This is a genomic window from Pseudoalteromonas rubra (assembly GCF_005887095.1).
Lineage (GTDB): Bacteria > Pseudomonadota > Gammaproteobacteria > Enterobacterales > Alteromonadaceae > Pseudoalteromonas > Pseudoalteromonas rubra_E.
The window spans coordinates 23,321-45,405 of record NZ_PNCI01000047.1 but is presented as its reverse complement, the minus strand read 5'-3'; the positions used below and the strand labels follow the sequence as shown (position 1 = coordinate 45,405).

The following is a 22,085-nucleotide window of genomic DNA, read 5'->3' as shown; positions in this document are numbered from 1 at the left end:
ACTAACTTGAAAAACACCGATAATGAGCAATACCAAAAACGCCGGAACTCGTACAGTTTGAGCCATTTAGGACTTATACCAATTTCACTCAATACCTGTTCAATTTGAAGGTACAAATATGCCGCTAACGGCATTAAAGATTGCTTATATAGAACCTTTTACCTAAGGTATGAGTTCGCAAATTTTTGCCTGGTTATCGACGATATTTTCTCGCCTCAAAATAGAACTCTTAATTAAGCAAATTGGTATTAAAACTCGTCGCAGGGACACGAGGTCACGCAAGCCAAACCTTGCTCAGGTGTCGTTACACAGTCTATTGAGTAGATTAGTAAAGGTAGTAGGTGTTCGCTCAGCAGAGGGGGGGCCAGAAAGACTCTGACAACGCAACCTCATTGGCAGAAGTTGCATTGTTTGGTGATTAGTTGAAGTCGGTACACGGACCTGTGATTACACAGTACTGACCAGGACCTGGGCTTGTCGCAAAGGTATCTATTGTGTTTGTTTTTCTCTTCAGGCTTAACGATAAAGCTCGTTAAACGGGCTTTACTGTGTGCTGAAAGTTTAACAAACCCCAGTGATCACACAAGGGCTGCCAGATGCACACTCTGCAGTGAGAGGAATACAATCCCGGTTCCACCAGGAAAACTCTCCTCCTGCAACCTGAGGTGTTTGGGCCGGAGTCAGCTTTTCTGCTTCTGAAAGGGATTTCAGACGCGATTTTTTCATTGTCAGTTTCATTTTTTATCCTTTGTCATGTTCGTTATTCTTCCTTTACTGCAAACGTCAAAGGTGCCCTTTTAATTTGTCGCATCATTGACTACGTTGTCAAACTGTTTCAATGAGAGCGGGTATGTTTTTTTGATGGGGGGATTTTTTAAAAACATAGGTCCTCCAACTATGGCACTGCCTGGTAGTAAACCACATATGGTCTGAACTCGCTAAAAGCGCTACAATTCATCTTCAGTATTTGCAGGCAGAGAACACCGCGTGACCGTTGATCGTCAACTTATCAGTACTTTACATACCGCATTTAACAGTATTTTCCAGCAATCTTTATATGCTGATAAAGTCATTCAGCACCACATACATGATAATCCACATTGGCGTCGTGAAGATAAAGGCTATTTTGTAACGACCCTGTATGATTTAGTGCGTTTTGTACGTAAGCTGGCATATCTCAGCGAGGTTAGTGAACAGGAGTTCTGGCCTGTCTGGCAGACGTATCAGTTGCTCAATGACGCGCACATCCCTGACTGGCCAGAAATGCGCGACTTGTCAAAGTCTGATCTGCAAGAGCGCCTTGAGCGTGCACCGCAGGCAATCCAGCTTAGTTATCCTGACTGGCTGAATACACTGGGAGAGTCTCAACTTGGCCAACAGTGGCCTGTTGTGGCTGAAGCTTTAAACCGCCCTCCGGGTTACTACCTAAGAGCTAACACCTTAAAAACCTCAACTGAATCATTAGCCGAAAACTTGGCTCAGCAGCAGATCTCCAGTGAGCGAGTTTCCCCGGAATTGCCGCATGCACTGACTATTCAGGCAGTTGATAAGCTGTTTAAATCCAGCGCGTTTCAGTCGGGTGAATGCGAAATGCAGGATGCGGGGTCTCAACAAGTTGCCCCTCTATTGGATGTTGCGCCAGGTATGAAGGTTGTTGATGCCTGCGCCGGTGCAGGGGGAAAGAGTCTGCATCTGGCAGCCTTGATGAAAAACAAAGGTCGCTTACTGTCTATGGACATTCATCAGCACAAGCTTGATAACCTGAAAAAACGCGCCAAGCGTGCCGGCTGTCATATGATTGAGACGCGACTTATTAAAAATAATAAGACCATTAAACGCCTTAAAGATAAATTTGACCGGGTTTTACTTGATGTGCCCTGTTCGGGAACGGGTGTGTTACGGCGCAACCCAGACAGTAAATGGCACCTGACAGAGCAAAGTGTCGATGAGCTTATTGCGCTTCAAGCTGATCTGCTGCAAAAATACAGTCAGATGTGCCGCCCAGGTGGCAAGCTGGTGTATGCAACCTGTTCAGTACTGCCAGTTGAAAATCAACAGCAAGTCGCTCAGTTTTTGGATGCAAATCCTGACTGGACCCTACAACAGGAACTGAGTTTGCTGCCGGGAATAAACTCAGAGTTTGACGGATTTTATGGCGCTGTATTGTGCCGTAACGAACTACCACAAGATTAAAATAGGATAAAACACATGAATCCCATTATTGCTTTGCTCAAAGAGCACAACATCAGTGACGAAAAAATCAATGAAGTATTTCAGGCATTGACCGAAAACCCACTAATGGCAATGGCCGTTGTTCAGCAGTTGAACATTCCTGCGGATAAACTACAACAGCTGATGGCACTTGTGATGCAGAACCCGGCACTGATCAAAGAAGCAGTGCAGGAGCTTGGTCTTGATTACGATAAAGTTGAGCAAGCAAAAGCACAGCTTAAACAATAAGTAATCACATCAATACAAACAGGCTGGACATCCAACCCAGCCTGTTCGTCGCCAGACTTTTTCAGAGCTCACATCAGACAAACCCATTTCCTTTGACTAAACTAGATGCTAATCGCGTGGTAGCACTATTTTAAGAATAAGGATACACAATGCTCTCCAGCAAAACCCTTGAACACGACTCACCTATGGTGTTTGTGTTATTTACGGCAGTTGCCTGTTTATTTTATTTTTTTCGGCCTGGCTTTATGCCGCCAGAGCCGCAGGCTGATAAGCCCACTTCGGCTCTGTTTCCAAAGAGCTTGCAGCACTATCTCAGTAACCCCAGTGCTAAGGCTGTATTGGGGATCGATGTATCACATTATCAGGGGGTCGTCGATTGGCAGCAGGTTGCACAAACCGGGGTGCAGTTTGTTTATATCAAGGCGACTGATGGCATCACTTATCGAGATCCTGAGTTCTATTCACACCTCAAAGGCGCGCAGGCCGCAGGTCTGCAGACTGGAGCGTATCATTTCTTTGAACCAGACGATGATCCCATTAAGCAGGCAGACAACTTTATGACGACCGTGCAAGGGCTTGAGTTGACACTCATGCCTATGCTGGATGTGGAGATCACCAGTAACCGATCTTCGCAGCAGATCAGCAGCGGTGTTGCCAAATTCATAGCGGCCGTTGAGCAGCGTACAGGGTGTCAGACGATCCTCTATAGTTATGGAGATTATTGGCAACAGAATCTATCGGCTCAATTTGCCGGCCAGCCTTTTTGGTTAGCTGATTACGCCGCCAGCCCCAGTGTGCCTGAACAGGCACAGGCCTGGTGGCTGTGGCAATATTCAGATTCTGCGCGAGTGCCAGGGGTAAAGACCCAAGTAGATATGGATGTGGTGATAGCAGGCGAGTCAGGGTTGGAGGCAATGAAGTGCACAAGTAAAGGGGCAAAATCATGAACTTTGCAAAACAACTTTGGCAACATGAGCACACAGTAATGCGAGCGCTTTTACTGCTGGTTGTGGTGAGCTTTTTAACTTTGGTCGTGCTCCACTACCACGAATGGCAGCACCGGCCGGATGCTTTATATCTCAGCAATCAGGCGTATCTGCATCAAGTAGAAGAGCAGGCGTTAGACGACTTGTTCTACCTGGCGGAGATCAATGGTCTGCTAAAAGTTGTGGAAAGCAGCCAGGTTGGAGTGTCGTTTATTGCTGAATTTAAAGTAGATGTTGGCAATATGATTGCGACGGTCACACACTATTTGCAACAAGGCATCAACCTGAACCTTGCATCACTGGTTGCCGTGGAGATCCTGTCCTTGCTCAGTGAAGCTGCTCACGTCATCGTTATGCCGTTATTGGTGGTCACTTTGAGCGGTGCGACAATATGGCTGTGTGCTGAGCTATTTGGTTTGCCTGTCGTTATGTGTGCGGTGCTTAAGCGGGTATGTGAAGGCTTACTACTTATTTTTGTGCTACTACATCTGATGCTGCCTTATGCTATTCATATTAGTGGAGCCATCAGTCACTCCGTCAGTGCTAGTTACAAAACCACGGGTCGCACAGCATTACTGCAATATCATCAGGATGTCACGCACGGGCAAAACAAAGCGTCATTAAAAGATAAAGCAGAGTCGAGTATCCATGAGCTGGAGAAAGTATCACCCAAGCATGTCAGATATCAGCAAAATGCTTTGTCACACTATTTGGTAAGTACGCTGGCGGTAAATCTGTTTGACCTGATCTTAATGCCATTACTGCTTATCTGGGGGTTTTATCGTATTGTGAAAGGGCTGTACCTGCATGCACAGGAAACCTATCGGATGGTAAAAAATAGTGCTTCAGAAACGATAAAAGGGCCATAAAGGCCCTTTGGTGAAGTATCGTTCAAGTTAGTTTGGTTACTCTAACCCCTTAAAGCAACTAACCAATTGTTTTGCAACTGAGGCTTATCTCATTAAGTTTCTAAGCTAGCGAGAGGAAAAACCCTGCAATTGCTGCGCTCATTAGGTTAGCCATAGACCCTGCTAAAACCGCCCTGAGCCCTAAGCGTGCGATATCCTTTCGTCGACTTGGCGCCATACCGCCCAGTCCGCCTAGTAAGATGGCTATCGATGACAAGTTAGCAAATCCACATAACGCGAATGTGACAATCGCTTGTGTGTGCTCACTTAACGTGTCGCGATAATTCATAAAGTCCAGGTAAGCAACAAACTCGTTTACAACCAGTTTCTGGCCGATAAAGCTGCCCGCCTGAGTGGCTTCTGCCCAAGGTACACCTAACATCCAGGCAACCGGAGCAAATACATAGCCTAAAATCTCTTGTAATGTCAGTGTTGGATAGTCAAAGAAACCACCAATACCGCCTAACAAACCGTTCAACAGTGCAATCAGAGCTACAAAAGCCAACAGCATTGCACCGACATTCAGAGCCAAATGCATACCGCTTGACGCGCCAGCGGCTGCAGCATCGATTACATTAACCGGTTTGTCGTCGCCGCTATCAACCTCTGCGAGGTTTTCTTTTGGCTTTTCGGTTTCCGGCACAATCATCTTGGCCATAAGGAAACCACCTGGCGCCGCCATAAAGCTGGCCGCGATCAGATATTTAAGTTCGACCCCAATAGCAACATAGCCAGCCATCACTGACCCTGCTACCGTTGCCAGACCACCCACCATGACGGCAAAAAGTTCTGACTGGGTCATCTTAGGGATAAAAGGTTTTACAATTAAAGGCGCTTCAGTTTGCCCCACAAAAATATTTGCCGTCGCCGACAAAGACTCTGGTCTGGACGTTTTCAGCAGCTTTTGTAGACCACCCCCTAAGATTTTGATGATCCACTCCATAATGCCGATGTGATATAACACACCCACTAATGCAGAGAAAAATACGATCACCGGTAGAACCTGGATCGCAAATATAAACCCAATATTATCTGCACCCGCCAATGGGCCAAACAGAAAACTGATCCCGTCATTGGCATATCCAATGACAGATGAAACCGCTTTCGACATGGCCGCAAGCGCGTTTTTACCGGCTTCTACAAAGAGTACAAAGCCACCAATGAGTATTTGCATGATAAATGCGATACCCACGGTTCGATAATTAATGGCACTACGCTTGGTGGAAGCTGCGTAGGCGATGGCTAGTAGCATTAACATGCCGACTAAGCTCATTATTGTTGTCATGCCAGATTGTTCCCGTATTATTCTTGCAGTAAATATTTTATTTTACTTTTAATAATATCAATCGCAACGCGATTCATACCGCCACGGGTAACGACCAAGTCGGCATTGTGCTTTGAAGGCTCAATAAACTGGTAAAACATGGGTCTTACCGTTGCCTGATATTGCTCAACCACCGAAGAGATACTTCTACCGCGAGTTTCTATGTCTCGTTGCATTCGTCGCAGCAGACAGATATCAAGTGGTGTATCGATAAATACTTTGATATCAAATTCTTCGATTAATGCTGGATCGCTTAACAGTAAGATCCCTTCAACGACTAAAATCTTTGCCGGGTTTACCGTGCGTGTCTCACTACTGCGTGTATGTTGAGCATAGTCGTAAGTCGGTACTTGTACAGACTTACCTTGACGCAGTTGCGCCAGGTGCTCTTTCATTAACGCATGTTCAAACGCATCCGGATGGTCATAATTCGTTTGAGTTCTGTGTTCAAACGGCAAATGCGATTGATCTTTATAATAGGCGTCTTCTTCTATAACGGCGATGGCACCCGATTCAAGTTCGTTTACTAATTCGTTATAAATAGTTTGACTAAAAAGAGACTTACCGGACGCAGATGCGCCGGCGATGGCTATAATTGTTCGTGTCACTAAAGTTCACACCCAGCAGTTGTTAATGTTGGAAGATCACAATAGCAAAAAAGACACGATTAATCTCTTTTGCCTCGCTTAAGGATCAAATTTAATTGTTTTGGTTATAACAAAACAGGACTTATGTCCGCTGGTCCAATTAGTGATGAGATTTAATTAATATAGGTACAAATGGTTTTTTGTTATGCTTTTATGACAGCGGACTTATGTCCTGTACGTTAATTTTGGCTACAAATAAAGTAACACCCTCTGACGAGTAACGATGACAAAAAAACAAAATCGCTGTGCGTCAGAATAAACAGATAAGAGGTAAATTATGGCAAGAGCAATCATATTAATGGCAGACAGCTTAGGAATAGGGGCTGCACCTGATGCCGATAAATTTGGAGATGCTGGTGCCAATACCTTAGCTCATCTGTTAGCAGCTTATAAAGAAGAGAAAGGCGAGGCCTTGTCTTTACCTAATTTGAGTAAGTTAGGTCTTATCGCTGCATGCGAAGCCGCAGGTAAAGAAACCTGTGAAGTCGCCCAGAATATAGAACCGCAAGCCGCATGGGGTTATGCGAAAGAATTATCCAGCGGTAAAGATACCCCGTCTGGACACTGGGAAATGGCGGGTGTACCTGTGTTATTTGAATGGGGTTACTTCCCAAATACACAGCCTTGTTTCCCACAAGAGTTTATTGATGAGTTGTGTAAGCGAGCAGAGATCCCGGGTATTTTGGGGAACTGTTATGCATCGGGTACAACCATATTAGAGCAGCTGGGTGAAGAGCACGTCAAAACTGGCATGCCAATTTGCTACACCTCAGTTGACAGTGTGTTTCAAATAGCCGCACATGAGCAGTCATTCGGCCTTGACAAACTTTATCAGGTATGTGAAATCGCACGGGCACTGCTTGATGAAATGAATATAGGACGAGTGATTGCGCGGCCATTTATAGGCACTTCTAGTGCCGACTTTATTCGTACTGGTAATCGTCGTGATTACTCAGTGTTGCCGCCGTCACCAACAGTATTAGATAAACTGGCGAATGATGGTGGTGAAGTAATTAGTATAGGTAAAATCGCTGATATCTACGCACATCAGGGCATTACGCAAAAGCATAAAGCACCTGGATTGATGAACCTGCTGGAAAAAACCAGCGAAGTAATCGACAGCGCACCTGATCATAGTTTGATTTTCACCAATTTGGTGGATTTTGACGAAAAATTTGGTCATCGACGCAATGCGGTTGGATATGCAGAAGCACTGGCGCAATTTGATGCCTATTTACCGACTATACTGGACCAGTTAAAAGACGATGATCTGCTGCTTATTACGGCGGATCACGGTTGTGATCCGACCGCACCGGGCACAGACCACACCCGCGAATATGTGCCAGTATTGGCGTATCGCAACGGAATGAACAATACTCCGTTAGGTGAAAGAAACAGCTTCGCAGATATGGGCCAGACACTGGCTCAATGGTTTAACTTATCTGCTTGTGATTATGGTGACGGCTTTGCAGCCAAACTCGCTAAGGCTTGATTTAAAGGAAACATGTTATGAGTACTCCGCATATTAATGCTAACCCAGGTGATTTTGCAGAAACGGTGCTAATGCCAGGGGACCCACTGCGTGCCAAGTACATTGCTGAAAACTTTTTGCAAGACGCACGTCAGGTAACGGACGTACGCAACATGTTTGGTTTTACCGGTACATATAATGGTAAGCCAGTTAGTATTATGGGCTCAGGCATGGGCATTCCATCTATGTCTATTTACGCTCGCGAGCTGATTGTCAGCTTTGGTGTTAAAAACCTAATTCGTATCGGTACATGTGGCGGTATCAACCAGGATACCAAAATCCGCGATGTGATCTTCGCACAAGGTGCCAGTACAGATTCAAACGTAAACCGCGCTCGAGTGCGTGGTTATGATTTTGCAGCGCTGGCTGACTTTGGCCTGCTTGAGAACGGTGTCAACGCAGCACGTCGCCTGGGTATTGAAGCGAAAGTGGGTAATGTATACACCACAGACACTTTCTATCAGGCTGACAGCAGCTTTTACCCTGAGCTTGATAAGCTAGGCGTACTGGCTGTTGATATGGAAACGGCGGGTTTGTATGGCGTTGCAGCTGAGTACGGTGCAAAGGCAATGGCATTATTCACAGTCAGTGATCACGTGATCACTGGTGAAGCAACGCCGCCAGAAGAGCGTCAAAGCACGTTCAATGAAATGGTTAAAATTGCACTAGAATCAATTTAAAGAATTTGGTCCTTTAACAGGGCCTCCCTGTTCCTTGGTAACGTAATCGCAGAGTTTTGGAGACACGCCTAAAACAACGCGAATCACACCCAAAAAGCCGCACTTGGTGCGGCTTTTTTTTGCCTGAAATTTGTTGCTCTAATGTCTCTATTATAAACTCAGGGTAAGTTATCTAATATCAGGTCCAGATAAAATGGTGTTTCCGACGATGTTATTGGCTTGGGGGATGGCAACTTCCGTATCTGCTACATGTACTGTGCCCATTGAACCACTTAAATTACAGGCCTATAACCATCCGCAGCAAGCAATACAAACCTACTTAGACCACAAAGAAAGTTTGCAGCAAAAAACATGTCCTGATACAGCACTGATATATCGCTATATTCTGATGGCCGCTACTCGAGTGCAAAACTGGCCCATAGTAGAGGAGGTGGCTCAGGCACTACAGTCTGTGAGCCTGGCTTTAGATGTGGAAGGGAAGGAGCTCAATATCATCAATAATATTGGCGTTGCTTATCGTAAGGCTGGCCAAACTGATGATGCGCTGGCGCATTATCGTTGTGCCTTAACCTATGCCAAAACCCATGATACCAGAGCGCTGATTAAAATTAACATTGCGATAGTTCATCGCAATGCGGGACAGCCTGCGGTTGGGTTTCGTTTGCTAGAAGGCATAGAAGAAGGGTTTTTACCAAGTGTAATTCTGGCCGGATTGCATGTTGCCAGAGGCAATACGGCGTTGCAGATAAAACGGTATGACGAGGCAAAGTATGCCTATCAGCAAGCTCATAATCACTATATTGCAATGAAAGACAATCGCAATGCTCAGGCAGTGGTTGCCAATATGTTGGTTGTGGCGTTGGCCACCAATGATCTAAATACTTATGATCAATTACGCCCGATAAGTACCTTGTCACCCGATTTACTCTCAGACCACGGGCAGCGCTTTATTCAATGGCTGGACACCTTCCGGTCATATAGTTCTGCTAAAAGTCTTAGTCAGAAACAACAGCAAAAGCTACAAGCAACAGAGACAATTGCTGCTGATTACCTCGAGTTTGTTGCATTGCTGTCGTCGCGTTTTGGTCTGAATCAGGATGTGACACGACAGACTCACAGGAAAAGCCACAATTTACCTTTATCAGGAGCGCTTGCTAAGTACTGGTGTGGGTCCATGTAATGACGTAGCTTTTCTACTGTTTTAACTTAAAAATTTGTTTTTACCCCACTTTATGCCAGATTTAAGAGGCTGACATAACAAAATGAATGGGAGCAAGTATGGCGAACTGGGTAAATGGTAAAGTGGTCGAAAAGCTGTGGTGGACACCCAGCCTGTTTAGTATCAAGGTAGCGGCTGACATAGACCCTTTCTGTGCAGGTCAGTTTACCAAGCTGGCTTTACCCGTTGAGGACAAAAAAGTATCTCGGGCATATTCTTTTGTCAATGCACCTCAGGACCCATTGCTGGAGTTCTTTTTGATTGAAGTTCCGGGTGGTCAGTTATCCTCTCCGTTGGCCGCTTTGGACATTGGTGATGATATTTTGGTAGCAGGAAAGCCAAGCGGGTTTTTCACACTGGATGAGGTGCCCGATGCTAGTGTGTTGTGGATGCTAAGTACCGGCACTGCGATTGGTCCGTTTTTGTCTATGATTGGGGATGGCAAGCTCTGGAAGCGGTTTGATAAAGTCGTGCTGGTTAATGGCGTACGTCATGCGCAGGACTTGTGTTATCAAGATATGTTGCTGGATACCGAAAAAATATTTAAGCAGTTTAAATATGTGCCATTGGTTAGCCGTGAGCCAGTCGAGAATATGTTGACCGGGCGGGTTACAAATTTACTGGAAAGTGGAGACTTGTGTCGCCATTGCGGGTTTGACCAGATACCCGAGGACAGTCAGTTTATGCTGTGCGGTAACCCAGATATGGTGAAAGACACCGCAGCATTGTTACAGGGCTTGGGTTTTACACGTAATCGCCGCGCACAGCCGGGACACATTACGGTAGAGCAATATTGGTGAGCTGATAGCAATGTATCGGGATATTGACACCACCCTCAGCCAATATTGCGCCCTCCAGGCTCTGGGCCTGTATTCTGCAAGCTGAATTTGCTATCTTGCTGGGCAACTTGTCCCATCAAAAGGTAATGTATGAAATACCTATGCGCCCTGATCTTGTTTGCTTACTCAGTTATGGGAAATGCCAACCCCGCGCTGGATGACCAGGCTAGTGATTACCAGTTAGCAAAGACAGAGCAGGAACTTGCAGCCGAGGCGGTCGTCGATAAACTCATACAGGCATATAATGCACAGAATATACGATTGTTCCTTGAACTTTATGCAGAAGATGTTGAGTTTTATATGTATCCGCAAACGCTGATGTTTACGGGGAAAGAAAAGCTGATTGAGCGCTACGGACTGATGTTTAAGAAAATGCACTGCCTTAAAGCAACATCCATAAAACGGATCACCCATGGCTCGATCGTTATCGACCATGAAACATCTGAAATCTGTAGTACAGAAGCTGGCGTTGTGGATAAACGCTCTGAGTTTGTGACCAGCTATCAGGTCGAGGACGGTAAAATCAAAAAAGTAGTGTTCTTCCGTTAGTCTCAGGGTACGCACCCGCTGACTACCTGTGGGTAGTCAGTCTTGATGCGCTGAACAGGTGCTGGCGAGTTGATTTGCTTTCTTACCAGTGTTCTACCAGCTCCTTAAAACTTGGGTTACTTTCCAGCACTTTAAATGATGGCTCGTGTGTCAGTTCATTTTTCAGGTTTGGTGAGTAAGCAAGGGCCATTTTAATATCGGCTATGGCATCTGCTTGTTGTTCCAGCATGGCATAAGCACAGGCGCGTTGCCAGTAGGCGTAGCCATAGTCACTGTCTATTTCAAGTGCCTGATTACACAAGTTGATCGCTGGGCCTGTTTGTTCCAGCTCCAGCAGTGCATCGGCTTTGTAAACCAGCGCCTCAACGTCATCCGGGTGGCGTTTGAGTATTTCGTCGTACATTTCAATTTTACCCTGCATATCACTTTCTAGATTGGCTCGCATCCATAGCGAGTGGATCTCATTAGTAATAGTGATTTTCCGCTGGTTATTTAATATTTCCTCAGAGCGCTCTTTGAGCTTTTCCTCCAAAGTGCCGAGCCTTTGTTCATACTCCGCCGTGATATCTCCCACTCTGTCATTAACCGTTTCTTCTACTTTATTTTTGATATCACGCAGAGAATTCCAACCGGCCAGGACTAGCAGTGACGCGGTAGCGGTAATAATAAATAGTACGTTGTTGATAGTGTCGGTGGTATAGGTCAGTGCCCGGTCGGCTGCATCCAGCTGTTTGTGAGTAAGCTGTAAGGTGACATCTTCTCGTAATTTTTGCTGATCCTGCCGTAAGGATTTTAATTCATCCAGAACATAGCGTTCCATTAATGGCCGGTACATGGGCTCTTTTAGCTGTTGTAATGCTTGTTCTTGCTGTTGTTCAGTCAGAGTGGTTGTCGGGGATGAGGTGTTTGCTGAAAGTGTCCAGCAATACATCAAAGAGACGAAAAGAAGGATATTTTTTATCATAGCAGTGATCTGTTTGAGAGTTTGGTCTAGCATGGTGCATGAGAGGCTTAGAAATTGCAAAGATGGCAGGCATGTTTGCGCAAAATCTGATCGAGACAGCGGGTATTGAGGTTAAGTAGATTGCATGACGAATTGCACAGTATTTCGGGGAGTGTTTTTCATCTTACTGGCATCCATAGTGTGCTTCAGTCACCTGGCCATTGCAAGTCTCGAACCTAGGCCTGTTCTTGTGCCTGACTCCGAGCCTGATATCCAACTTCATGTTGTTACAGAGCAATGGGTACCATATAACTTTATCAATCAGCAGGGAGAAGTGGACGGACGGGCCACACAGAAAGTGCGCGAAGTGCTTGATGCTGCCGGGGTCAGTTATGAGATATTGCTATTTCCCTGGACCAGAGCGATGAAAATAGCACAAACTCAGCCTAACACCATGATCTATTCTATTTTTCGCACTCCTGAGCGCGAGGCAAGGTTTGAGTGGGCATGTCCCTTGTTAAGACCTGTCAAAGAGCACCTGTTTAGATTAACTTCTCGCAATGACATACAGCTCAGCTCTTTAGATGATGCCAAGCGCTATATTACTGCAATGGTCAGAGGCAGTGTGACACATGAATATCTGCTTGCAAGGGGGTTTAAGGGGGGAGTTAATTTGGATTTATCTGCTGACCCCAGCTCACTAGCCAAAAAACTACTAGCGGGGCGAGTCGATTTTCTGATGACCACTGAGTTCACTATCTATGAAGCTTTACGACTGATTGACCAGCCATATGAGGTGGTCACCTCTGCGCTGGAAGTACGCGATAGATCTGGAGAAAGAGCCTGTATGGCTTTTCATCCACACACCGACAGTGACATTATCAACAAAGTACGCCGTGCACTGGCTGAGCACAACCGTCGCTATATTGGCCCTTAAAGTACCGCTTTCCCTTTTTCCCTGGTGAGCCTAATATGACATTCAAATCAAAGAGTGATTCGGCTCCCTACATTTTAGCAATGATGCCCTCAGCAACTCATACTGGTGAATTTGCCAGTAGCCGATACAAGACAACTATCAGAACAAGTGACACACCAACGATTAAGTAAAGCGTTGGCGTAGAGCGTTCATTAGATTCTGCGACCAGATGTTTATGATATAGCTTACGCCCATAACCTGCGTTGATATCAGTATGTGTTTGACTGCGTCGTGGAAATATCAGCACACCTAAAGTGGCGAGCAGGCCGAAATTTACCCATTGTCCTTTTGTGAGTGTGAGCACGGCCAGAGTGAGCAATGCGATACTCGCGATCCATCTTAATAAATACGTCATAATGCGTCCAATGCAATAGTAGAGTCAGGCTGTACTCTAGAGCTTGGAGTCTAATCTTGCAAGTCGATTGTCCCCAAAATGAAAAAATTACAGGTTTAACCTATTTTTCTCACTAACTGCGTAGGTTATGTCTCACAATTTGTTACGTTGACGTTATACCAATTGGCTTAATTCAGCGTTCTATTTTGAGGCAAGAAAAATAGGGTTGATAACCAGACAAAAATTTTGCTATTTAGCTAATCTAAATGAGAAGTTTTTAGCAAAGTTGGCGCCATCTTTGCCCCTTCAAATTGAACAGGTATTTGGTGAAAGTGGTGTTATCCACTTTGTTGCACCAGCCCCAGTTCCACTGCTTTGAGCGTTGCTTGTGTTCTATCTCTGACCTGCAGCTTGCTGAGTAAATTGGACACATGATTGCGGATCGTGCCTTCTGCTTTGAAGAGTCGGGTGGCTATCTCTTTGTTAGAGTGACCCTGTGCAATGAGTACCAGTATTTGTTTTTCTCGCTCTGTCAGGTCGTCAAGAATGGTTGCTGCGCGAGAGAACACTGTGCTCAGAGCGCTTTGGATCACCAGTTTACCTGAGTTTACCGACTGGATGGCAGAGTGCAGCTCCTCCAGCTCGACATCCTTTAACATACAGCCGTTTGCACCAAGCGCAAGGGCCTGCTGGAGTTTGGTCGTGTCATCAAAGGTGGTCAGAATAAGTACCTTGGGGGCGTTTGGAGTTTGCTTCAGTTGCTCAAGTACGCCCAGGCCATCCAGTTCAGGCATACGCATGTCCAGCAGCACAACATCAGCTTCAATTCGACCGGCTTGATAGTCGTTGACAAACGCCAGGCCATTTGCGGAGCTACCACTGCACTGGATATCTTCACACAGCCCCAGCAGCGCCTGCATACCCTGCCTTACTAATGCCTGATCATCGACGATATGGACTTTTACTTTATTCATGGTGCTGGACTTCCTTAAAATGAACTTGTACTTCAAAACCTTCACGAGTGTTTTGCCAATCAAACTGACCACCCAGCTCAGTTACACGCTCCTGCAGACCCTGCAAGCCATTACCAGGTCGACAGACTTGCATTGTATTGCCATTGTCGGCAATTGTCATAGTCCATTGCGTGTGGTCAGAGTCACTAAATTCAATGCGCATTTGTGTCGCATTGCTGTGTTTGAGTGTATTAGTGATGCTCTCCTGACAAACTCGCAAGATGCAGTGTGCATGGCTTAAGCTCTGTAAAAGTGGGTGAGCATGAAATTGCAAAGAGACGTTGATTCTGGGTATATGGCTAATCAACTCTGTTAGTACTGCCTCCAGATCAAGCGGTTGTTCAGTGCGTTTATCGCTGACCAAAGTCCGGATTTTTTCTAATGTTTCTCGTGCCAGAGTATAGCTTTGCTTTAGCTGAGATTTCTGAGGTTCTTCAGCTGTTCGCCTGGCAACGTCTAGGTTGACGATTAAGCTGGTTAACTGGTGACCAACATCATCGTGCAGTTCTCTGGCTAAATGGAGTCGCTCTTGTCGCGAAACAGACTGACTGAGTAACGACTGTGTGGCTAATAGCTGGCTGTTGGCAAGTTGAGCTTGCTCTTTGGCAACGCGTTCTTGCCCCATTCTGTGGCTAACTACGAAGGAAAAGAGGTGAAATGACGCAAACATTCCTGCTTCTGTCCAGGGCCAGGGTCGCTCCCAAAATAGGGTTTGAGTGAACAAATAAGCAAGGCTTGCAAGCAGGATGTAGCAGTAAGACAGCATAGGTGTGAGGTAAAAGGCCAGGATTGCAATGAGCATCACGCTGTATATCAGGTACACGGAGCTGAGCAATAAGAAACCGGCACTATGAATTAAAATAGCCATCACCGCGAGTAGCCAATATCTGACTGTGTAACCATAACTGTGCTGTGATTCATTGGTGACCAACAGAATTAAAGGCAAAAGCAAAATATGCGGCAGCCATGCCCAGGCTGACGTAGCGGCTAAGGCGAGCAGGCTTGGTATGGCCACAGCGCACCAGGTGACGAGTGCCGCCAATAGCATAGACGGTTGATATTTAAAGTAAGACTGCACGATAACTTCATATTGTTAATTAACACTCTGTACTTATATCAGATCCTGTCATGAAAAAAAGCATGACGAATGTCACTGATTTTTCATGACATTAGTGACATGAACAAAACTGCGTTTTTCCATAGTCTGAATGCACATCAATTTGAGGACTATAAATCATGCAATATCTTCATCAGTTTTCTCTCGTTATTCACATTATCGTGGGCAGTTGTGCGTTAATTTTATTCTGGGTCCCTGTACTGGCAAAAAAGGGGTCAAAGATCCATAACCAGGCAGGCAGAGCATACACTTACAGTATGCAGCTGGTCGCAATATCAGGCATCTTGTGTTGTTTTTTGGTGTTAGTCGACCCGATTACGATATATCAGGCGGGCTATTCACAGGCTCAGAATAAGGCACTTTTTATCGAGACAGCCCGTGAGCGAGCCAGTTTCTTGCTTATGCTGTCTTTCCTTGTATTAACTTCGGTTATGCACGGTGTCCGCGTGCTCCAGGATAAGGTATCTCGTCAATCGCTGACGCGACTGGATATGATAGCCAACTATATTGCGCTATGCTGCAGTGCACTTTACGTTGGATATCTGGGAAGTCGCGGTGGCCATGTTTTGTATACGGTATTTAGTGTTATCAGTCTTGTTATTGTTATCAGAATGATGCGTTATTCATTCGCTCAGACAGTCAAACCAAAGCAGTGGGTGATTGAGCATCTCAGTGCGATGATTGGATCTGGCATTGCAGCATACACCGCATTTAGTGCCGTTGGGGGACGTTATCTGTTCGTTGAGCTACTAGGTGAACAAGCAGTACTGATGGCCTGGCTCGCTCCCACTGTTATCGGAACTATTGGATTAGTAATAACAAAACGCCGATATCGGTAGGTCGTTTGCCATAGGCAGAGCGGGTGAGGGCACAGAAGTCTGTCTGGGTGAGAGACTTCTGGCTAGATTGTTAAAGATGGCTCAGAAGTAAATGATGTTTGTTCAGTAAAATGCAATTGTATGTGAGGGGACTGTCAAAGCATAGGGGGATGCTTAGTAGCCGATTTGTTTATTATTTTCAAGTTAGTTATTGCTTTAGGTACATTTATCAATCCTGATACAAAGCGCCTACAAATGGTTACTTACAGTCTATGCTTGTAGTTGTATGGTTGAATTATGACCGCAATGACAACAATCCGACGGGGCTTACCATGAATAAACTCTCACTGATGTGCCTGTTTTTGATTTTCACCTGCCAAAGTGCAATCGCGGTCCATTCTATCGGACAGGCTCACTGGGCCTTGCTTGAGCAAAACCCACAAATTAACCTAAAGAGCACAGAGCAAACTCTGATGTTGGATAAGGCCAGCGTCCAGGCATTGCTTACAACCTCCGACTTTGTTGATATGGCGCTCCCTTTGCCCTCAGGCCAGTTTGTCACATACCGACTTAAGCCCAGCCAGGTTATGGCCCCGGCACTTGCTCGCAAATACCCCCAGATAATGACATTTCATGGGGCGGAAGTTGGTCAACCGGATAACCTGGGATCCTTTGACATATCACCAAAAGGGTTCTTTGGGATGTTTGAGCATGGTGGAAAAACGGTATACATTGACCCAGTAAAAGGGACTGAACAGTACCGCAGTTATTATTTCACACATGCCATGAAGCAGGCCAACCCGGTTAAAATTAAGCGCCATCCACCAATTCGTTTTCCTGAGCTATCAGAAGCTTTAGAAAAAAGACCGGGCGACTTGATGCAAACCAGCCAAATCAGTGAACGGATTGTCTATCGCCTGGCTGTGACAGCGACGGGGGAATATACCGCCTATCATGGCGGCACGCGCGCACTTGCACTGGCTGCGCTCGTCACTATGGTGAATCGGGTCAATCAGGTATATGCGCGAGACTTGGGAATTACATTCCAACTAGTGGCAAATAATGATCAACTGATATTTCTTGATGCAGCGACTGATCCCTTTACTAATTCTGATCAGGATATTGATGGTGACACCATCACTGATGCCATAGAGGCAGTGATTAGTGCTTCTGATTATGATATCGGGCATTTAGTGGTAACTGAAGGCGGAGGGGTCGCCGGTTTAGGGGTGGTGTGCACCTCTCAAAAAGCAGCGGGCCTGACTGGTAGTCCTGTACCTGAATCAGACGCATTTTATATCGATTATGTAGCCCACGAAATTGGTCATCAACTTGGCGCTGAGCATACCTTCAACGGCTTAGTAGGAGCCTGCCAGGGAAATCGCTCCGGATTATCTGCGTTTGAGCCGGCCAGCGGCTCCACCATTATGGGATACACAGGTATATGTGGTTCCCAAGACTTACAAAAAAACTCAGATCCCTTTTTTCATTTACATTCTGTCGAACAGATGGTTGAAGTCACCCGTCAGGGGGTCGGAAATACCTGTGGTAGCCGAACTGGCCTGACAAACCAAAGCCCTGTGGTTAACGCTGGTAGTGACTATATCATTCCGGCACGTACACCATTTACCCTGACTGGCAGCGCAACAGATCCTGATTCAGACACGCTCAGTTTCAGTTGGCAACAATTCGATTTGGGAACGGCAACCAGCAGTCCTGACCAGGACGCCATTGATAGAGGGACGGGCCCTTTATTCAGGGTGTTTGACCCAACCTCTGAACCGGTAAGAACTTTCCCCAGGTTAATCGATATTTTGACCAACAGCACTGTACTTGGTGAGACTTACGCGACGACAAACAGAACGCTTAATTTTCGTCTTGCTGTAAGAGATGGTCAGGGCCACGTTGCGAGCGATGCGATGCAGGTGACCGTTGTGAACTCGACCAACGGATTCAGAGTGACGCAGCCTGATAGCAGCAGCCAGTGGGACTCCGCAACTCATTCAGTTACCTGGGATACAGCAAATACCCAAAATGCCCCTGTGTCTTGTAACAGAGTCAGCATTAGTCTCTCTACAGATGGTGGAGCGAGCTTTCCGATTTCACTGGCAAACGGAGTAGATAATGATGGGCAACAGGATGTGTTAATCACCTCAGCTATCAGCACGAATCAAGCCAGAGTGAGGGTGAATTGCTCAGACAATATCTTTTTTGCGATTAATTCAGGAAACTTTACCGTTAACTTCGATGGCCCGGCGGAGCCCATCATTCCGGTATATCAGTCTCAGGATCCACTTTCGGTCAATGAGGATGAGCGGCTCGCAGTCAAGAAAGAGGACTTAACCTTTGCCCTTGACTTAGCTATTGACTCTATCACATTGGTAGCAGGTGACAATTATACCCTTGAAGGGACGACAGTGATCCCGGATGAGAACTTCAATGGACAATTGCTGGTGCCTGCCACCGCGACCAAAGACAATCAAAGCAGTGAGCAGTTCAGCATCGAAATCACAGTGGTTGCGGTGAATGATGAACCGACCGTAATAAACGACAGAGCCGAAGTTGCGTTTCAGGCCAGTCAGGTTGTGTTGTCTGTGCTCAGTAATGACAGTGATATTGATGGAGATACGCTGAGTATATCGAGTGTGGATTATCAGGGAGAGGGAACAGTAACGATTGCATCAGCCAGTTTAGTTTATACCGCAGGCAGCACATTTTCAGGCGTAGAGACCTTTAGCTATACGGTGAGTGACGGTAATGGCGGTAGTGCTACTGGCGAGGTTGAAGTGACAGTGGCTACAGCCCCAGTAGAGCCAGACCCTGAGCCCAACCCGCTACCCGAGCCACCAGCGCAGTCGCTCGATAATGGAGGCTCCGGGGGCACATTGTTTGGTGTACTGTGGATTTTGATAATATGCTGTGGGATCAGATTAGGAGTAAAAAAGTATGGCAGTTAAACTTGCTACGGCGATGGCCTTGTTCGCCGTCGGCATAACCACGGGGTGTCAGGGAATGAGTGAACAAGCCACAAATGCAGACAGCAAACTGGATTTGGCTGTGTCTCAGGCTCTGGCCGAAAAAGACTTCCGCTTGTACTATACGACGGGAAGAAGGCCCGTAGTGCCCGGGTTTGAGCAGTTGGCATTCAAAGAGCTGGAGGCCCAGTGTGGTGTTAAGGCTATGCCCGGAACAGGAGATACCCTACGTAGCGAAGCTGATAAAAAAGCGCGCTCAGAGGCTTATCAATACGCCAGGGAGTTTAATATCAAAATGTACGAAGCGTGTTTGAACAGGCGATAAATGACAACAGAACAAAAAATACTACTGATAGATGATGACACAGAACTGACCCAGTTGATGTCTCTGTTTCTTGAAAAAAATGGCTACTGTGTTTCCTGTTTTGCCCAGGGGAGTGGTGCAGTGGAGCGTGTAAAAGAATTTGCTCCGGACTTATTGGTGCTTGACCTGATGTTACCAGGCCAAGACGGCTTAAGTATCTGTCGTCAGATCAGAGGGAGTTTTAGTGGGCCAATTATCATGCTGACTGCGCTGGTAGACGACATAGATGAAGTCACCGGCCTGGAAGTTGGTGCAGATGACTACTTGTGTAAGCCAGTTAAACCCCGGGTGCTGCTTGCCCATATTCGGGCCCAGCTAAGGCGTCATGATATGCTCGTGGCGCAAAGTAGTCAGCATGTCAGAACTATCCATGAAGGTGAGATTTGCGTGGACCTGACCAAACGTAAGGCAACCTGTGGTGACAAAGAAATCCTTCTGTCCAGTGCTGAATTTGAGCTTCTGTGGTTACTTGCCAGCTCACCCGGGCGAATTCTATCGCGGGATGAACTTTATCGAACGCTCTTTAAATTGGAATTTGACGGCATGGATCGCTCGATTGATTTACGCATTTCCAGGTTGCGTAAAAAGCTTGGCGACGATCCTAAGGAACCTAAAATAATTAAAACTATAAGAAACAAGGGATATTTGATTGCAAGTTAACACTTTACGGGTGTTCGCCTTTATTGCTGTGGCAATTGTGCTTAATAGTGTGGTGGCTTTTACGGTACGTAACACCTTACTGATCGACATAGAAACCCGGTTTATCGAAACACAAAATCAATTTCTGGATGATGTGAAAGCTCAGATTTCTATCGCGCTTACAGACCCTGAGCGTTTGCCTTTATCGGGTATTCAAATGCAGCTGGAAGCGCAATATGATACACAGGCGTTACTGGTTGGGCGTGACGCTGAGTATTTCTCACAGGAGTTGTTAGCCGAGTTAGCCTTACCTCAAAATCAGCATGGGCTGGTGGATTACTTAAACGCAACCGTCTACTTTGTGTTAAACGACAAGGATGTGCTCGAGGTTGGGCCTCTGGTTGAGCAGAATATATATTATTTTCTGGTCGACTGGTTTGACTGGTTGGTATCAGCTTGCCTTAACTTGTTACTGCTCCTGATATTTTGGTATGTGATCAATAAAGAGCGTCAGGCATTAGTGGCGCGACTGAACACGATGCCCGTACCTTTGAGCCAGCCACAGGATTTGAATACCAGTTTGCAACAGCTTTCGCAGCTTGTTGATGCTCAACTCAGTGAAGGAGAAGCCAGGATCACTTTACAGCGAGATTTGCTTCATGGCGTTGCACATGAGTTCCGTAGTCCAATGGCGCGGATGCAGTTTGCACTGGATATGCTGGAGGAAGCCGGTGAAGATGAACGAGGTGAGCTTCATACCAGCCTGAGTCAGTCACTGAACGATTTGGAAAGTCTGGTCAGTGAGTTGCTGTATTATGCCAGAGTCAAAGACAACTCAGTCAAACCAAATCTGAGCGCGCTGAATATGGATATTGTATTACAGGAAACGCTGGACAAAGTCGTGCCTTTTTACCCTCATATCGGTTTTGAACTGGATAGCGCCGATATACACTGGCATGGGGATGAGGCACAGGTGAAGCGTTTATTCACCAATTTGATGCGTAATGCGGGCCGTTTTGCCCGATCTCGGGTGCGTATTGAGGCTGGTATTCAAGGGGACGAAGTGGTTGTTCGCGTAGCTGACGATGGCATTGGCATTCCACCTGGAAAACACGCGCGTATTTTTGAGCCATTTACTCGGCTAGACCCAAGCCGCTCAAGAGATTCCGGTGGATGTGGGCTTGGCTTAGCAATCGTTCAGTCAATTGTTATCAAGCATCATGGCACGGTTCGGGTTAGTGACGACAATGCTGAACTGGGCGGTGCATGTTTTGAAGTCAGGTTGCCCGTGATGAGTGAATCACTTGGTCAAATCACTCCAGGTCATTAAGCAGTAGTTTGATTTCACTGCGGACGCTATCTATGTCCTTGACGACCAGGTCAACAGCCTGAGTACTGGCATAAATATTTTGCCAGTTGTCATTCCAGGTCGTCTTTAGTGTTCTGGCACTTTGTTGCAGATTGCCATTGGTAAGGTAGCTGAAGTCATTGATTAACCCGACACTGATCCACCCTTTTCGCGGGCTCCCCTCCGTTTTATTTTGATCGTAATGGGCGACATAAATCAGTTGCTCTAATTGCGCGAGCTCCTTCAGCATCTCAAAACAAGCGGTACGTATATTGTTGTTTTGCTCCGAGACTTCCAGTCGCCAGGCATTATAGGCAAAACCAATAAAAGCAAATAACATACTGGCGATAAGGCTGATCTGATAAAGGCGGATTTTTTCACTAATTTTCATAGAGTTCCTGGTCCATTTAGTGGT

At 46.1% G+C, this 22,085-nt stretch carries 23 protein-coding genes; 15 read left to right on the top strand and 8 right to left on the bottom strand.

Annotation, left to right across the window (positions count from 1 at the left end):
* Positions 1-561: 561 nt before the first annotated feature.
* Entirely contained in the window at positions 562-738 is a 177-nt protein-coding gene (locus CWB99_RS24185) for a hypothetical protein (protein ID WP_171045398.1), read from the bottom strand.
* 249 nt (positions 739-987) lie between these two features.
* On the opposite strand from CWB99_RS24185, the gene CWB99_RS19115 reads away from it, so the two are divergent.
* The 4 genes from CWB99_RS19115 (at position 988) to CWB99_RS19100 (ending at position 4,315) form a co-directional block, all read left to right on the top strand.
* Positions 988-2,193, top strand: a complete 1,206-nt coding sequence (locus CWB99_RS19115) for an RsmB/NOP family class I SAM-dependent RNA methyltransferase (protein WP_138552751.1) — start codon at positions 988-990, stop codon at positions 2,191-2,193.
* A gap of 15 nt (positions 2,194-2,208) precedes the next feature.
* The gene (locus CWB99_RS19110) at positions 2,209-2,460 is read left to right on the top strand and encodes a DUF2999 family protein (RefSeq protein ID WP_046004601.1); all 252 of its coding nucleotides are present in this window, start codon (positions 2,209-2,211) and stop codon (positions 2,458-2,460) included.
* A gap of 149 nt (positions 2,461-2,609) precedes the next feature.
* Entirely contained in the window at positions 2,610-3,407 is a 798-nt protein-coding gene (locus CWB99_RS19105) for a glycoside hydrolase family 25 protein (RefSeq protein ID WP_138552750.1), read from the top strand.
* Positions 3,404-4,315 (top strand): hypothetical protein, encoded by a 912-nt coding sequence (locus CWB99_RS19100; RefSeq protein ID WP_138552749.1) that lies wholly within the window; start codon positions 3,404-3,406, stop codon positions 4,313-4,315. Before CWB99_RS19105 ends, CWB99_RS19100 begins: the two co-directional genes overlap by 4 nt.
* A 100-nt stretch (positions 4,316-4,415) precedes the next feature.
* On the opposite strand, the gene CWB99_RS19095 is transcribed toward CWB99_RS19100, so the two are convergent.
* Together CWB99_RS19095 and udk are read right to left on the bottom strand one after the other, a co-directional pair.
* Positions 4,416-5,639, bottom strand: a complete 1,224-nt coding sequence (locus CWB99_RS19095) for a NupC/NupG family nucleoside CNT transporter (RefSeq protein ID WP_138552748.1) — start codon at positions 5,637-5,639, stop codon at positions 4,416-4,418.
* 17 nt (positions 5,640-5,656) lie between these two features.
* Positions 5,657-6,286 (bottom strand): uridine kinase, encoded by a 630-nt coding sequence (gene udk, locus CWB99_RS19090; RefSeq protein WP_046004604.1) that lies wholly within the window; start codon positions 6,284-6,286, stop codon positions 5,657-5,659.
* 316 nt (positions 6,287-6,602) lie between these two features.
* Here udk and CWB99_RS19085 point away from each other — a divergent pair, with 316 nt between their 5' ends.
* From CWB99_RS19085 to CWB99_RS19065, 5 genes are all read left to right on the top strand, one after another.
* Positions 6,603-7,817 carry a phosphopentomutase gene (locus CWB99_RS19085; RefSeq protein WP_138552747.1) on the top strand — a complete coding sequence of 405 codons (1,215 nt, stop codon included), beginning with the start codon at positions 6,603-6,605 and terminating at the stop codon, positions 7,815-7,817.
* Between the two features lie 17 nt (positions 7,818-7,834).
* On the top strand, positions 7,835-8,536 hold the full coding sequence (gene deoD, locus CWB99_RS19080) for a purine-nucleoside phosphorylase (protein WP_054013530.1): 702 nt from the start codon (positions 7,835-7,837) through the stop codon (positions 8,534-8,536).
* Between the two features lie 226 nt (positions 8,537-8,762).
* A complete protein-coding gene (locus CWB99_RS19075) occupies positions 8,763-9,716 on the top strand; it encodes a hypothetical protein (protein WP_138552746.1) in 954 nt (317 codons plus the stop codon).
* 98 nt (positions 9,717-9,814) lie between these two features.
* Positions 9,815-10,555 carry a ferredoxin--NADP reductase gene (locus CWB99_RS19070; RefSeq protein ID WP_138552745.1) on the top strand — a complete coding sequence of 247 codons (741 nt, stop codon included), beginning with the start codon at positions 9,815-9,817 and terminating at the stop codon, positions 10,553-10,555.
* A gap of 129 nt (positions 10,556-10,684) precedes the next feature.
* Positions 10,685-11,143: a nuclear transport factor 2 family protein gene (locus CWB99_RS19065; RefSeq protein ID WP_138552744.1), complete on the top strand. Its 459-nt coding sequence runs from the start codon at positions 10,685-10,687 to the stop codon at positions 11,141-11,143.
* Between the two features lie 82 nt (positions 11,144-11,225).
* On the opposite strand, the gene CWB99_RS19060 is transcribed toward CWB99_RS19065, so the two are convergent.
* Positions 11,226-12,074 (bottom strand): tetratricopeptide repeat protein, encoded by an 849-nt coding sequence (locus tag CWB99_RS19060; RefSeq protein WP_171045399.1) that lies wholly within the window; start codon positions 12,072-12,074, stop codon positions 11,226-11,228.
* Between the two features lie 157 nt (positions 12,075-12,231).
* Here CWB99_RS19060 and CWB99_RS19055 point away from each other — a divergent pair, with 157 nt between their 5' ends.
* Positions 12,232-13,023 carry a substrate-binding periplasmic protein gene (locus CWB99_RS19055; RefSeq protein ID WP_138552743.1) on the top strand — a complete coding sequence of 264 codons (792 nt, stop codon included), beginning with the start codon at positions 12,232-12,234 and terminating at the stop codon, positions 13,021-13,023.
* Positions 13,024-13,120: 97 nt separating this feature from the next.
* Here CWB99_RS19055 and CWB99_RS19050 read toward each other — a convergent pair whose 3' ends face one another.
* The 3 genes from CWB99_RS19050 to CWB99_RS19040 all read right to left on the bottom strand — a co-directional run bounded on the left by CWB99_RS19050 (position 13,121) and on the right by CWB99_RS19040 (position 15,487).
* Positions 13,121-13,417 (bottom strand): hypothetical protein, encoded by a 297-nt coding sequence (locus tag CWB99_RS19050; protein WP_138552742.1) that lies wholly within the window; start codon positions 13,415-13,417, stop codon positions 13,121-13,123.
* A gap of 317 nt (positions 13,418-13,734) precedes the next feature.
* The gene (locus CWB99_RS19045) at positions 13,735-14,370 is read right to left on the bottom strand and encodes a response regulator (RefSeq protein WP_138552741.1); all 636 of its coding nucleotides are present in this window, start codon (positions 14,368-14,370) and stop codon (positions 13,735-13,737) included.
* Positions 14,363-15,487 carry a sensor histidine kinase gene (locus CWB99_RS19040; RefSeq protein WP_138552740.1) on the bottom strand — a complete coding sequence of 375 codons (1,125 nt, stop codon included), beginning with the start codon at positions 15,485-15,487 and terminating at the stop codon, positions 14,363-14,365. The genes CWB99_RS19045 and CWB99_RS19040 overlap by 8 nt, the downstream gene beginning before the upstream one ends.
* A gap of 158 nt (positions 15,488-15,645) precedes the next feature.
* On the opposite strand from CWB99_RS19040, the gene CWB99_RS19035 reads away from it, so the two are divergent.
* The 5 genes from CWB99_RS19035 (at position 15,646) to CWB99_RS19015 (ending at position 21,652) form a co-directional block, all read left to right on the top strand.
* Entirely contained in the window at positions 15,646-16,365 is a 720-nt protein-coding gene (locus CWB99_RS19035) for a hypothetical protein (protein ID WP_138552739.1), read from the top strand.
* 311 nt (positions 16,366-16,676) lie between these two features.
* A complete protein-coding gene (locus tag CWB99_RS19030) occupies positions 16,677-19,301 on the top strand; it encodes a reprolysin-like metallopeptidase (protein ID WP_171045397.1) in 2,625 nt (874 codons plus the stop codon).
* The gene (locus CWB99_RS19025; protein ID WP_138552737.1) at positions 19,291-19,644 is read left to right on the top strand and encodes a hypothetical protein; all 354 of its coding nucleotides are present in this window, start codon (positions 19,291-19,293) and stop codon (positions 19,642-19,644) included. The genes CWB99_RS19030 and CWB99_RS19025 overlap by 11 nt, the downstream gene beginning before the upstream one ends.
* On the top strand, positions 19,645-20,343 hold the full coding sequence (locus CWB99_RS19020) for a response regulator (protein WP_138552736.1): 699 nt from the start codon (positions 19,645-19,647) through the stop codon (positions 20,341-20,343). It begins immediately after the preceding gene.
* A complete protein-coding gene (locus tag CWB99_RS19015) occupies positions 20,333-21,652 on the top strand; it encodes a sensor histidine kinase (RefSeq protein ID WP_138552735.1) in 1,320 nt (439 codons plus the stop codon). Before CWB99_RS19020 ends, CWB99_RS19015 begins: the two co-directional genes overlap by 11 nt.
* On the opposite strand, the gene CWB99_RS19010 is transcribed toward CWB99_RS19015, so the two are convergent.
* Positions 21,636-22,061, bottom strand: coding sequence for a hypothetical protein (locus tag CWB99_RS19010; RefSeq protein ID WP_138552734.1), 426 nt, complete (start codon positions 22,059-22,061; stop codon positions 21,636-21,638). The two genes, CWB99_RS19015 and CWB99_RS19010, sit on opposite strands and share 17 nt — an antisense overlap.
* Between the last annotated feature and the right edge of the window lie 24 nt (positions 22,062-22,085).